Annotated in this window: 13 protein-coding genes; 9 read left to right on the forward strand and 4 right to left on the reverse strand. The window is 65.1% G+C overall.

Going from position 1 to position 13,073, the window contains the following annotated elements:
- Window positions 1-45: 45 nt before the first annotated feature.
- Window positions 46-1,704, reverse strand: a complete 1,659-nt coding sequence (pgi, locus tag ASC75_RS03560) for a glucose-6-phosphate isomerase (protein ID WP_156381093.1) — start codon at window positions 1,702-1,704, stop codon at window positions 46-48.
- Between the two features lie 264 nt (window positions 1,705-1,968).
- On the opposite strand from pgi, the gene ASC75_RS03565 reads away from it, so the two are divergent.
- Window positions 1,969-3,462: a PLP-dependent aminotransferase family protein gene (locus tag ASC75_RS03565; protein ID WP_055970655.1), complete on the forward strand. Its 1,494-nt coding sequence runs from the start codon at window positions 1,969-1,971 to the stop codon at window positions 3,460-3,462.
- A gap of 178 nt (window positions 3,463-3,640) precedes the next feature.
- Entirely contained in the window at window positions 3,641-5,230 is a 1,590-nt protein-coding gene (locus ASC75_RS03570; protein ID WP_055970656.1) for a trimethylamine methyltransferase family protein, read from the forward strand.
- Between the two features lie 74 nt (window positions 5,231-5,304).
- Here the strand turns inward: ASC75_RS03570 and ASC75_RS03575 are convergent, their stop codons facing one another.
- Window positions 5,305-5,703 carry a hypothetical protein gene (locus ASC75_RS03575; RefSeq protein ID WP_156381094.1) on the reverse strand — a complete coding sequence of 133 codons (399 nt, stop codon included), beginning with the start codon at window positions 5,701-5,703 and terminating at the stop codon, window positions 5,305-5,307.
- A 162-nt stretch (window positions 5,704-5,865) separates the two neighbouring features.
- Here ASC75_RS03575 and ASC75_RS03580 point away from each other — a divergent pair, with 162 nt between their 5' ends.
- Window positions 5,866-6,192 carry a hypothetical protein gene (locus ASC75_RS03580; RefSeq protein WP_184117398.1) on the forward strand — a complete coding sequence of 109 codons (327 nt, stop codon included), beginning with the start codon at window positions 5,866-5,868 and terminating at the stop codon, window positions 6,190-6,192.
- Between the two features lie 78 nt (window positions 6,193-6,270).
- On the opposite strand, the gene ASC75_RS03585 is transcribed toward ASC75_RS03580, so the two are convergent.
- On the reverse strand, window positions 6,271-6,978 hold the full coding sequence (locus ASC75_RS03585) for a DUF6065 family protein (RefSeq protein WP_055970657.1): 708 nt from the start codon (window positions 6,976-6,978) through the stop codon (window positions 6,271-6,273).
- A gap of 166 nt (window positions 6,979-7,144) precedes the next feature.
- On the opposite strand from ASC75_RS03585, the gene ASC75_RS03590 reads away from it, so the two are divergent.
- The 5 genes from ASC75_RS03590 (at window position 7,145) to ASC75_RS03610 (ending at window position 9,632) form a co-directional block, all read left to right on the forward strand.
- Complete coding sequence (locus tag ASC75_RS03590) at window positions 7,145-7,498, forward strand: metalloregulator ArsR/SmtB family transcription factor (protein ID WP_055970658.1); 354 nt, start codon at window positions 7,145-7,147, stop codon at window positions 7,496-7,498.
- Window positions 7,482-7,943 carry an SRPBCC domain-containing protein gene (locus tag ASC75_RS03595; protein WP_055970659.1) on the forward strand — a complete coding sequence of 154 codons (462 nt, stop codon included), beginning with the start codon at window positions 7,482-7,484 and terminating at the stop codon, window positions 7,941-7,943. Before ASC75_RS03590 ends, ASC75_RS03595 begins: the two co-directional genes overlap by 17 nt.
- Before the next feature lie 111 nt (window positions 7,944-8,054).
- Window positions 8,055-8,504: a GFA family protein gene (locus tag ASC75_RS03600; protein ID WP_055970660.1), complete on the forward strand. Its 450-nt coding sequence runs from the start codon at window positions 8,055-8,057 to the stop codon at window positions 8,502-8,504.
- A gap of 86 nt (window positions 8,505-8,590) precedes the next feature.
- Entirely contained in the window at window positions 8,591-9,361 is a 771-nt protein-coding gene (locus ASC75_RS03605; protein WP_244487747.1) for a thioredoxin family protein, read from the forward strand.
- Between the two features lie 7 nt (window positions 9,362-9,368).
- Window positions 9,369-9,632, forward strand: coding sequence for a hypothetical protein (locus tag ASC75_RS03610; protein WP_055970662.1), 264 nt, complete (start codon window positions 9,369-9,371; stop codon window positions 9,630-9,632).
- On the opposite strand, the gene ASC75_RS03615 is transcribed toward ASC75_RS03610, so the two are convergent.
- Window positions 9,629-11,431 carry an IlvD/Edd family dehydratase gene (locus ASC75_RS03615; RefSeq protein ID WP_055970663.1) on the reverse strand — a complete coding sequence of 601 codons (1,803 nt, stop codon included), beginning with the start codon at window positions 11,429-11,431 and terminating at the stop codon, window positions 9,629-9,631. The genes ASC75_RS03610 and ASC75_RS03615 overlap by 4 nt on opposite strands.
- Before the next feature lie 183 nt (window positions 11,432-11,614).
- On the opposite strand from ASC75_RS03615, the gene ASC75_RS03620 reads away from it, so the two are divergent.
- Entirely contained in the window at window positions 11,615-12,067 is a 453-nt protein-coding gene (locus tag ASC75_RS03620) for a carbon monoxide dehydrogenase subunit G (RefSeq protein ID WP_055970664.1), read from the forward strand.
- The last annotated feature ends 1,006 nt before the right edge of the window (window positions 12,068-13,073 follow it).

A 13,073-nucleotide genomic window follows, 5' to 3' on the forward strand; every position in this document is an offset into this window, starting at 1 on the left:
GGATTTTCAGAATGCACGATGCGGACCTCAAACCTGATGCGTCCTTCAGGCGGCCGGCTGGCCGCCCGGTGTCCTTAGCCGGTGAATATGCTCCACCAGCCCGGCTGTCGAGGCGTCGCTTCGCGCGGCATTTTCCCGCCCTTCCACGACAGGCAGCAGTCCGGTCGCCAGTTCCTTGCCCAGTTCCACGCCCCACTGGTCGAAGGCATTGATGCCGAACAGCTGCGCCTCGACGAAGACGCGGTGCTCGTAGAGCGCGATCAGCCGGCCGAGCATGTGCGGGTCGAGCTTGCGGTAGAGCAGCGTCACGGAAGGGCGGTTGCCCGAGAAGACGCGGTGCGGCGCGATCTTGTCGACCTCTTCCGGCTTCATGCCCTTGGTCAGCATCTGCCGCCGCGCCTCTTCCAGCGTGCGGCCCTTCATCAGCGCTTCCGACTGCGCCAGGCAGTTGGCGAGCAGCAGGTCGTGATGCTCCTTGAGGTCGGGCTCGTGCCCTTCCGCCGCCGCCAGGAACTCCACCGGAATGAAATCGGTGCCCTGGTGCAGGAGCTGGAAGAAGGCGTGCTGTCCGTTGGTGCCGGGCTCGCCCCAGACCAGCGGACCCGTCGGGGTCACCGCGGCGCCGCCGGCGATCGTCACGCTCTTGCCATTCGATTCCATGTCGAGCTGCTGCAGGTAGGCCGGCAGGCGCGAAAGCCGCTGGTCATAGGGGATCACCGCGCGCGCCGGATAATTGCACACCGCGCGGTGCCAGAAGCCGACCAGCCCCATCAGCACCGGGATGTTCTTGAGCAGCGGCGTCGTCGCGAAATGCCGGTCCATGGCGTGGGCGCCGGCGAGGAAGTCGCGGAAATTCCGTGGCCCGATCGCCATCATGATCGGCAGGCCGATCGCCGACCAAAGCGAATAGCGTCCCCCGACCCAGTCCCAGAAGCCGAACACGCGGGACGGGTCGATGCCGAAGGCCGCGACCTTGTCGAGCGCGGTCGACACCGCGGCGAAATGGCTGCTCACCGCCTTGGCGCCGAGCGCGTTCTCGACCCAGCGCCGGGCCGTCGCGGCATTGGTCATCGTCTCGACGGTGGTGAAGGTCTTGGACGCGATGATGAACAGCGTCGTCCCCGCGTCGAGCCCCTTCAGCGTGTCGTGGATGTGGGCGCCGTCGATGTTGGAGACGAAATGGGCGCGCGGCCCGTCGTGATAGGGCGCCAGCGCCAGCGTCGCCATGGCCGGGCCGAGATCGGAGCCGCCGATGCCGATGTTGACGACGTCGGTGATCTTCTTGCCGGTGGCGCCGGCTGCCTTGCCCGAGCGGATGTCCTCGGCGAAGGCCGCCATGGCGTCGAGCACGCCGTGCACGTCCGCCGACACGTCGTGGCCGTCGAGCATGATTGCTTCGCCGCGCGGGCTGCGCAGCGCCGTGTGCAGCACTGCCCGGTCTTCGGTGATGTTGATGCGCTGGCCGGCAAACATCGCCGCGCGCTTGCCCTCGAGGTCGACCACCCGCGCCAGCTTTTCGAGCAAGCCCATGGTCGTGGCGTCGACGGCGCATTTCGACCAGTCGAACAGCAGGTCGTCGTCGGTGACCGAAAAATTCTTGAAGCGCTTCGGATCGGACGCGAACGCCGCCCGCATGTTCTTCGGCGCTTCCTGATGATGGTTGCGAAGCGCGGCAAGAGCCGCCTGGAAGGGTTGTTCGGTCACCATGGAACTCCGGAAGTTTGGGCTGCCCCGTTCGCCTGCCGTGTCATCCTAGCAGACCTCTTGGCTCATTGAGAGAGTGTCGCGGCGGACTATCGCGGCAAATTTCAATCGATTCAACTGGGCGTGTCGGCAACCGTCGATGGAAAGGTTCACTGGCATAAATCCATAGGATTAGAAAAATTGATTGGTGCAACCGCTTGTACCAAGGATAGCTTTCTATGGTCCAGCAAAGTCAAAAAGACTGGACATGCAGGAAACGTCACTATGCCACAGCGAAACGACACGGCGATCTGGTCCGGCCTGTTCCGGATTTCGGCGGAATCAGGCCAGACCCTCCAGGCGCAGATCCGGCAGGCGATCGTCGCCGCCATTCTCGACCGGCAGATTGCGGCCTCGATGCCGCTGCCGTCCTGCCGAATCCTCGCCGAAAAGCTCGGCGTTGCCCGCGGCACCGTGGTTCTGGCCTTCCAGCAGCTGGTCGACCAGGGCTTCCTCGTGGCGCGTGAGCGCCGCGGCCACTTCGTCAATCCCGAAGTGCTGGCGACCCCGGCCAAGCCGCAGCAGAAGGCCCCCGACCAGGCCAATGAAATCGATTGGAAGGCGCGCCGCCAGATCGCGGCCTCGGACATGCCGCCGCCGGCCAAGCTCGAGAACTGGATCAAGTCGTCCTATCCCTTCGTCTACGGCCAGTTCGATCCGACGCTGTTCCCGACCGCCGAATGGCGCGAATGCAACCGCATGGCGCTGGCCGTGCTGGAGATCCGCAACTGGGCGGCAGACATGGTCGACCGCGACGATCCGCTGCTGATCGAGCAGATCCAGGCGCGCCTGCTGCCGCGCCGCGGCATCTTCGCCAATCCCGACGAGATCATCGTCACGCTGGGCGCCCAGAACGCGCTCTACATGCTGGCGTCGCTGCTGATGTCCAAGGGCTCCAAGGTGGCGATGGAAGATCCGGGCTACCCGGACGCGCGTTCGATCTTCCGCCTCGCCGGTGCCGACATCGAGCCCGTGCCGGTCGACCAGCAGGGCATCGTCACCTCGGCCATCCCGTCGGATGCCGGCTTCGTCTTCGTCACGCCGAGCCACCAGTGCCCGACCATGGTGCCGCTCAGCGCCGAGCGCCGCCAGGATCTGCTCGCGCGTGCGACCCGCAACAACCAGATCATCATCGAGGACGGCTACGACAGCCAGTTGCTCGACGAGGCGCCGCAGCAGGCGCTGAAGAGCCTCGATCGCTCCGGCCGCGTCGTCTATGTCGGTTCGATGTCGAAGACCTTGGCTCCGGGCCTGCGGCTTGGCTACATCGTCGCTTCCGCCGGGTTGATCGCCGAATTGCGCGCTTTGCGCCGCTTCATGCTGCGCCACCCGCCGGCCAACAACCAGCGCGCCGTCGCGCTGTTCCTGTCGCTCGGCCATCACGAGGCGCTGGTGCGACGCCTGTCGACGGCCTTCGGCGAGAGGCGCAAGCGATTGGTCCAGGCAATATCGGCATTCCTGCCGGACTGGCAGTCCACCGACTCGGCCGGCGGCACGTCGCTGTGGCTCGAGGGCCCGCGTGGAACCGACTCGCGCGGGCTTGCCGCGGCCGCTGCCGCGCGCAGCGTCATCATCGAGCCGGGCGAGCGCTTCTTCGAGCATGGCGACAAGCCTACGCGCTTCATGCGCTTGGGGATTTCCTCGATCGCGCTGCAGCACATCGAGCCCGGAATCCGCGAACTGGCGACTGCCGCCGGACGTCGTCCCGCGGCTGCATGATCCCTGTCCGGCGGCGTCTCCGTGCCGCCGGCTCATATCAGCGATCTGGCATATCCGGCGGCATATGCTGGCCCATGGTCTGGGCCAATGGACGCTGCATAGTCGCACAAAGGGAACGAGGCGACACGACGGTGGCATAATCACTGCGGGCCAGCCTCATAGAATTCGGAGGACCTGCATGTCGGTTGCCATCGAAAGCCATGACCTGTCGGCGGAGCAGCGCTCGCGCCGGTCCGGCGGCCGGGAGGCGAGGCGGGCGATGCGCGCAGCACCTTTGGCCGACGATATTCGTCCCATCCGCGCCGGCCTCGAAGGCGGCCGCTTCGGCCCGCTCGGACAGGACGACCTGGAACGCATCCACGAGGCGGTGCTGGCGCTGCTCGAAACGGTTGGCTTTGCCAACGCCATCCCGAGCTGCATCGAGGCGCTGAAGCGCGTCGGCGCCAGCTATGGCGACGACGGCCGCATCCGCTTCCCCCGTGAGCTGGTACTGTCGACAATCAGGAACGCCGCCCGCAATTTCACCCTCTGTGGCCAGGATCCCCGCCACGACATGGTGATCCAGGGCAAGCGTGTGCACTACGGCACGGCGGGGGCGGCGGTGCACCTCGTCGACGTCGAGAAGCGCGAGTATCGCGAGAGCCTGTTGCAGGACATCTACGACGCCGCCCGCATCGTCGACGGGCTCGACAACATCCATTTCTTCCAGCGCCCCATGGTGCCGCGCGACATTCCCGACCCGCTGGAGATGGACTTCAACACGCTCTACGCCTGTGTCAGCGGAACGACCAAGCATGTCGGCACCAGCTTCACCGTGCGCGAGAACGTCGCTCCGGCGCTCGAGATGCTCTACGAGATCGCCGGCGGTGAGGAGAATTTCCGCGCCCGGCCGTTCGTGTCGAATTCCAACTGCTTCGTCGTGCCGCCGATGAAATTCGCCGAGGACGCCTGCGGCGTGCTCGAGGCCTGCGTCGAAGGCGGCATCCCGATCCTGTTGTTGTCGGCAGGGCAGGCGGGCGCCACCGCGCCGGCTGCGATTGCCGGGGCCGTGGTCCAGGCGGTGGCCGAGGTGCTCGCTGGCCTCGTCTACGTCAACGCGCTCAAGCCCGGCCATCCCGCGATCTTCGGCACCTGGCCCTTCGTCTCCGACCTGCGCACCGGCGCGATGTCGGGCGGTTCGGCCGAGCAGGCGCTGCTCACCGCCGCCTGCGCCCAGATGGCGCAGTTTTACGATCTTCCGGGCGGCTCGGCCGCCGGCATGGCCGACTCCAAGCTGCCCGACATCCAGTCCGGCTACGAAAAGGGCATCACCAATGTCATGGCCGGGCTGTCGGGGCTCAATCTGGTCTATGAGTCCGCCGGCATGCACGCCTCTCTCCTCGGCTTCTGTCTGGAAAGCCTGATCATCGACAATGACATGCTGGGCCAATGCCTGCGCTGCGTGCGCGGCATCGAGGTCACCGACGAGGCCCTGTCCATCGCCACCATCTCAGAGGTCTGCCTCAACGGCCCCGGCCACTATCTCGGCAACGAGCAGACGCTGAGGCTGATGCAGACCGAGTACTTCTATCCTGCCATCGCCGACCGCTTCTCGCCCAAGGAGTGGAATGAAAAGGGCAAGCCCGACATATTGGGCCGCGCCATCGCCGAGAAGAAGCGCATCCTCGCCGAGCGCTTCCCGCGTCATATTCCCAAGGCGACCGACGACAAGCTGCGTACGCGCTTCGGCGAGATGATCAAGCTGCCGCGCAGCGGCATGGGCGGCTAGCACCTCGCTCGAAAACCGGAATCAGCTTTGGGAAGGCACGATGCGCCCGCGGACGCGCGGCCCTCTTGGGCGGCTCAATCGGCCGTCAGCTCGAAGCGATCGACGACAGTCGGGCTGATCAGCTTGGCATGCAGCGCCAGCAGCACGATTTCGGCGTCGAAGCCGCTGCCGGCTTCGAGTGCGGCCTCGATGCGCCGCTCCGCTTCCAGCATCTGGTCGCGCCCGTTGGCCTGCTCGAACACCTGCGGCCCGGCGATGCAGTAGCCGAACAATTGCGCCACCGGTGGATAAGCCTGCGCCGGCGGCTCGTCGGGCCAGTGGTCCTTCATCAGGTTGACGATGGTGAGCTTGACGCCCTCGGGCACCAGCGCGGGATGCAGGTCGACACTGCGCAATGCGGCGTCAAGCTGGCGCAGGTCGCCCGAGCGGCCGAAGATGCCGAGAAAACCGAGGGAAGAGCGCCGCCTGGCCATGATGTCCGTATCCGTTTGTCGACCACGTAGGTGGTCGAGAGGCGGAATGCGAGGGCTGATCGCAGCCGACCGCCCATGAATTTTGGGTCGCTCACGGAATAGACCGCGACGTCTCCCGTTCCTCCCGGGCAATCACCAAGATTGTCGAACAGGAGATTAGAGATGAAAAAGATCCTCGCCATCCTTGGCGCATTGACCCTCGCCGCACCGGTGGTTTCCACGCCCGCACAGGCCGACGACGATGTCTCGAAGTTCTTCAAGTCCATCATCTCGGGTGGCAAGAATGCGAGCGGCGGCAAGAGCTGGTCGAATTCGAGCAGCAACCGTTCGTCCAATTCGTCGAGCAACTCGAACTCCAACCGCTCGTCGAATTCGTCGAACAATTCGAGCTCCAACAGCTCTTCCAATTCGTCGAGCAATTCCAGCTCGAACTCGTCGTCTAACTCCAGCTCGAATTCGAGCTCGAACTCTTCGTCCGACGACGATTGATCGCTGTAGCAAGGCGCCAGGCGAAAGGGCCGGTGGAGAAATCCACCGGCCCTTTTCGTTATGCCCGGACGGTAGCGTTCAGCGCGCCGCCCGTGCGACTTTCCTGTACCAGCCGTCGGCGGCGATGGTGTTGCGGAACACGCGGGTGCGGTCCTGTTCTTCGTTCTCGCGCTCGGCGCGGATGTCGGCGACAAGATCGAGCGCCTTGCGCTCGAAGGGGATGACCTGCGCGATCGGCGCACCCTTTTCGATGATGTGCAGCCCGTCGGCGCCGGTGGCAAAGAATGGGAAATGGATCTCGGCAGTGTAGCTGTCGGTGTCGACCACGCCCGAGACGATCTCGAAGATGCCGTTCGGCCGGTTCAACGGCTGCACGAACAGGCAGCTCCAGCCCGGCGGCGTCCTGACTGTCCAGTAGTTGTGGAACTTGCACGGCGGAAGCGGGGCGCGCGGATTGCCGGCGACCTGGTGGGCACCGTGGTTGCTGACCAGCGTGCGGTCGAAGTCCCAGGCGCTGTTCACCGTCTTGCCGCCATCCGATATCTCCATGCGCACGGTCGCCGGCAGCCGGATGATCCAGCCTGCCGTCATCGCGTCGAGAAACGGCATGCAGCGCTTGACCGTCAGCCCGCTGTCGTCGGTCGACAGCTTCTCGGGATCGACCGCCGGCAGCTTGCGGAACCAGTCGGGTAGAAAGGTCTTGGCCGGCACCGGGGGCGGGATCACCCCTTCGTCCTCGGGGCGGCAGAGGAAGCGTATCGAGCGCGGCTTGGGCGAGAGGAACATCTGGCATCTCCTGATTGGTTGTCAGGGAAAACGGGCGAAGCGGGCCTCTATTCCATCGTGCGGGCTATCTCCGTCGCCATGTCGCGGCGCCGCTTCCGCGTGGCTTGACTCAACTCGGTTTCGGTTGTATTTAACGGATATGTTAATTAACAATCGTGCTAAATAAATGACCGAAGATCGCCTCGACGCCACGTTCGCCAGCCTCGCCGACCCCACAAGGCGGGCGATCCTTGCTCGACTCGCGCAGGGCGAGGCGACTGTCAACGAACTGGCCGAGCCCTTCGCGATGAGCCTGCCGGCGATCTCGCGCCACCTCAAGGTTCTGGAGCGCGCCGGGCTGATCAGCCGTGGCCGCGAGGCACAGTGGCGCCCGTGCCGGCTCGAGGCCGGGCCGCTCAAGGACATCGCCGGCTGGGTCGAACACTACCGCCGCTTCTGGGACGCCAGCTTCGACCGCATGGCCGATTATCTCAAGGAACTGCAGACGCCCAAGGGAGATCCCGATGACCGCAAGAACTGACACCGTCGCTGCAAGGTCGCTTTCGCTCGAATTCTCACGCGTCTTCGATGCACCTCCGGCGCTCGTCTTCCGCATGTGGTCGAGCCCCGAGCACCTGACCCGCTGGTGGGGGCCGAAGGGCTTTACCTCGACATGCCGGACGCACGAGTTCCGCAAGGGTGGGCGCTATCATTTACTCATCCACGGCGACGACGACAACGGCATGACCGGCACCTTCCGCGAGATCGTGGACAACGAGAAGATCGTCTTCACTTTCGCCTGGGATCACGATCCCGACTGGCAGACGCTGGTGACGGTCACGCTGAAGGCTGAAGGCGACGGCACGCGCCTGACCTTCCGCCAGGAGCCGTTCCTCGACGTCGAAACCCGCGACTCGCATCTGGGTGGCTGGGGCGAATGCCTCGATCGCCTCGCCGATGCGCTCGCCGGCCGACCCGTCGTCTGAGTTCTCGCGCACCGGCTGACGCTGCCGGCGCGCCGACCGCCCGATTGAAACCGCTGTCGCCGATGATCGTTGTCGATCATCGGAACGACGCGCCATGCGAGGAGAACGACCATGCTGAAATCCTATCGCGGCAGTTGCCATTGCGGGGCCGTGCATTTCGAATGCCAGCTCGATCTCGCACCCATGGGTGAGCGCTCGAAGCCGGAGCTCGACGGCGTCTGGTGGACGTCGAGCTTCCGCTGCAATTGTTCCTGGTGCGCCAAGACCCGTTTCTGGAAGAACTTCGCCCGCCCCGCCGGCTTCCGCGTCACTTCGGGCGCCGACACGCTGACCGAGTATCGCTTCGGCGAGTCCGCCATCCGCCACACCTTCTGCAGCCGCTGCGGCGTCCATCCATTCGCCTCGGCGAGCTTCGAGATGATGGGCGGCGATTTTTATGCCGTGAACCTCGCCTGCCTCGACGACGTCACGCCGGAGGAGTTGGCCGCCGTGCCGATCATCTACGAGGATGGCAGGCATGACGCCTGGGACCGCCCACCGCCGGTGACGGCCTACCTCTAGTCGCAAGCATCGAAAGTTCGAGCCGTGCATGACGGCCGCTATCCGGCGGCCGAAGGGAAACCTGTGTCCAAACGATGGAGAGTGAAATGCAGCATGAAATCGTGTCCAGGGAAGAATGGGCGGTGGCGCGGCGTGCGCTGCTTGCCAAGGAAAAGGCGATGACCAAAGCGCGCGACCAGCTCAGTGCCGAGCGCCGCGAACTGCCTTGGGTTCGCATCGACAAGCCGTATTTCTTCGACGCTCCCGAAGGCCGGCTGTCGCTGTCCGACCTGTTCGATGGCCGCAGCCAGTTGTTCATCAAGCATTTCATGATGGGCCCCGGCCAGGTCCATCATTGCGTCGGCTGCTCGTTCGAGCTCGACAATGCCGACAGCGTGCTGGTCCATCTCGAAAACCACGACGTCACTTATGTCGCCGTGGCGCGTGCGCCGCTTGCCGAGATCGAGGTGCTGAAGGCGCGCATGGGTTGGCGCGCGCGTTTCGTCTCGTCGTTTGCCAGCGACTTCAACTACGATTTCAACGTCTCCTACACGCCCGAGCAGCTCGCGGCGAAGAAGGCGGTCTACAATTTCGCGCCGCTCGATTTCCCGATCGAGGACCTTTCCGGCGACAGCGTCTTCTACAAGGACGACGACGGCCAGATCTACCACACCTACTCGACCTTCGGCCGCGGCGGCGAGCAGTTCCTCGGCGCCTATGGCTTTCTCGACGTGATGCCGAAGGGCCGCGACGAAAACGGACCGTTCTACCTCCTCGCCGACTGGGTGCGGCCGCACGACATGTACGGCAAGGGCGGCACCGTCGAGATGACGGGGCGCTATCACCCGGCCGATTGTGGCTGCGGCAAGCACGGCTGAGCCAAAGATGTGCTGCGCGCTGGCCGGCCTGATGCTTGCGATCGTCGCCGCCTGGCGGCGGCTGGCCGGCCTGGCGTCAGGCTGGCACCGGGCACTGCGATGGGGCGCGATGGCCGTCCTGGCTGTTGCGCTTGGCATCGGCACCGTCGCTGCCGGCCAGCATGCCAGGCACTATCTCGAACGCGCCGATACTAACCGGCGCAGCATCCTTGCCGAGATCCTGGCGCAGCCGATCTGCTCGGGAGAGATCCCGGCAACTCAGCCCGGCTAGTGATTGTCGCGCGGGATGCCCTTGGTCTGGGCGACGCGCTGGTATTTCACCGCCGGCTTCAGCACCATGCCCTGCGCCAGCTGGTCGACCATGCCGCGCTGGATTTCCTGCCACGGCGTCTGGTGACCAGGGAAATGGTAGCCGCCATCGGCCTGCAATTCGGCGCGGCGGCGCGCGATCTCGTCGTCGCCGACGAGAATGTCGGCGGTGCCCTTCCTCAGGTCGATGCGCACCCGGTCGCCCGACTTCAGCAGCGCCAGCCCGCCGCCAACGGCGGCTTCCGGCGAGGCGTTGAGGATCGACGGCGAGCCCGACGTGCCCGACTGGCGCCCGTCGCCGATGCAGGGCAGCGAGTGAATGCCGCGCTTGATGAGGTAGGCCGGCGGCTGCATGTTCACCACTTCCGCGCCGCCGGGATAGCCGACCGGCCCCGCACCGCGCATGAACAAAACCGTGTTCTCGTCGATGCTCTCCGCCGGGTCGTCGATGCGGGCGTGGTAGTCCTCCGGCCCGTCGAACACTTTTGCGGTGCCTTCGAAGGCTTCGGGATCGGCGGGGTTCGACAGGTAGCGGTCGCGGAACTCCTTCGAGATCACGCTGGTCTTCATGATGGCGCTGTCGAACAAATTGCCCCTGAGATTGATGAAGCCGGCATCCTCCTTCAGCGGCTCGGCGACCGGGCGGATGACCTTGGTGTCCATGGTCTCGGTCGCGGCACAGTTCTCGCCCATGGTCCGGCCATTTGCGGTGATCGCGTCGGGATGCGGCAGCAGGCCGGCCTTCATCAATTCGGCGACGACGGCCGGCACGCCGCCGGCATGGTGGTAGTCCTCGCCGAGATATTCGCCGGCCGGCTGCAGATTGACCAGCAGCGGCACATGGTGACCGACATGCTGCCAGTCGTCATTGTCGAGCGGCACGCCGAGATGGCGGGCAATGGCGTTGAGGTGGATCGGCGCATTGGTCGAGCCGCCGATGGCCGAGTTGACGACGATTGCGTTCTCGAAGGCTTCGCGGGTCATGATGTCCGAGGGCTTCAGGTCCTCGCGCACCATGTCGACGATGCGTCTGCCGGTGTCGTACGAAATCTGCCCACGCTCGCGATAGGGCGCGGGGATCGCCGCCGACCCCGGCAGCTGCATGCCTAGTGCTTCGGCCAGGCTGTTCATGGTCGTTGCCGTGCCCATGGTGTTGCAATAGCCGACCGAGGGCGCCGAAGAGGCGACGATGTCCATGAACTGGTCGTAGTCGATCTCGCCGGCCGACAGCCGCTCGCGCGATTCCCACACCACCGTGCCCGAGCCGGTGCGCTTGCCCTTGTGCCAGCCATTGAGCATCGGCCCGACCGACAGCGCGATCGCCGGAATGTTGACGGTGGCTGCCGCCATCAACAGCGCCGGCGTGGTCTTGTCGCAGCCGATGGTCAGCACCACGCCGTCGAGCGGGTAGCCGTAGAGCACCTCGACAAGGCTGAGATAGGCGAGGTTGCGGTCGAGCGCGGCTGTCGGGCGTTTTCCCGTTTCCTGGATCGGGTGGCACGGGAACTCGAACGGCACGCCGCCGGCAGCCACGATGCCGTCGCGCACCCGCTTGGCGAGTTCGATGTGGTGGCGGTTGCAGGGCGACAGGTCCGAGCCGGTCTGGGCGATGCCGATCAGCGGCTTGCCCGACTGCAGCTCCTCGCGCGTCAGGCCGAAATTCAGGTAGCGCTCGAGATAGAGCGCGGTCATGCCGGGATTGTCGGGGTTGTCGAACCACTCCTGCGAACGGAGCTTCTTCGTCGTCTTCTGGCCGGTCATGAAATTTCTCCGTAGTCCGACCTGCATCGTTATTCCAAGCGCGAAAACGCCACAAGCGCGATGCCGGCGCGACGGCGGTGACTGGCGTCCGAATGCGCCGCTTGGCGCGCCGCCGGCACGATGGACAAGCCCGATTTGCTGCGTTACCCCTCGTCGGGTGAGTTCTCTAGGGAGGGATTTGCCGTGGCTCTGGTGATTGAAGGCGAGGAGAAGATCGCAGCCCCCATCGACGTGGTCTGGAAGGCGCTGAACGACCCGGCGATCCTGAAGGAGAGTATCCCCGGCTGCGAGAGCCTGGAGATGTCGTCGCCGACCGAGATGGCGGCCAAGGTGGTGCTCAAGATCGGCCCGATCAAGGCGACCTTCGCCGGCGAGGTCACGCTGAAAAACCTCAAGCCGCCGCGTTCCTACACCATCGAGGGCGAGGGCAAGGGCGGCATCGCCGGCTTCGCCAAGGGCGGCGCGGACGTGACGCTGACCGAGGACGGCCCCGATGCGACGATCCTCAAATACGCCGCCAAGGCCGACGTCGGCGGCAAGATCGCCCAGCTCGGCAGCCGCCTGATCACCTCGACGTCGAAGAAACTCGCCGGCCAGTTTTTCTCCACCTTCGGCGAGAAGGTCGGCGGAGCGTAGTTTTTCCCTTTTCGCATTGTGCGGTGAGGTGGTGGCCGAAGGCCAGGAAAAGCCAACGATTTGGCTTTTCCAACGACGAACGCCCGGAGCCATAGCGGAGGGCCGGGCGGATTGGCGCGCAGCGCCAAGACGGATGAATAGTGCTGGACGGAGCAGGGCATTTCAGGTTCCGCCTCCGAGATTCTTCCTGCAGACTCTCATTCCTTCCAACACCCCTCATCCGACCTCGCTTTGCTCGGCCACCTTCTCCCGCAAGGGGAGAAGGCAAGTGCCTGCCTTGCCACGCTCGCCTTCGCGCCTGGCCATTGCTTGAGAAAAGGTTCGGGAAGCGGGGCGCGAGGCCGTGCCTTCCGATAGTTTTATGTTTGGCGCGACGTYCGCGCCCCGCCCGGTGTTCTTGCCCCGCTCTTCGCGGCGGCGGGGTTTCCGCAGGCCGCCAGCAAGGCCCAGGCTTGGGGGCTCATCACCCAGCAGAAGATCCGACCTCCTGCCAGCCCGGCACCGGCGCTTCCCCCCGTWGCCCGGTGCGCACCGGAGTCCCGTGGAAGATCGCGAGGTGAATGATACGGGAGGTTGGGAGGGCGTGGAAAAAGGTGGGCGGCTATCCACGCGGGATGCTGACAGATGGTGACAATCCGCGTGCATGTACGAATGGCATGGGACCGTGGTGTAAGCTCCAGCCGTCACGGCATGGATCCCCGGGTCTCCGCAGTTCGCTTCGCTCCTGCTCCGCCCGAGGATGACGGAGGCAGGAGACTCGCTGCCAACCGTCAACGGCAGTGGCGGAAGTCGCTGTTTTCGACAGTCATCATGCCAAGATACAGACGAAGGAGATTAGCGGCAAACCTCTTTGCCGTCGTCATCCTCGGGCGGAGCAGGAGCGAAGCGAACTGCGCAGACCCGGGGATCCATGCCGTGACGGCTCCGCAAACCAACTGTTCCGGCAAGGCTGTGATCCTTCATCCCCTCTGGCCTGCTGGCAGGCCAGAGGGGATGAAGCGCGATT

Origin of the sequence: Aminobacter sp. DSM 101952, from assembly GCF_001424795.1 — a bacterium.
GTDB lineage: Bacteria > Pseudomonadota > Alphaproteobacteria > Rhizobiales > Rhizobiaceae > Aminobacter > Aminobacter aganoensis.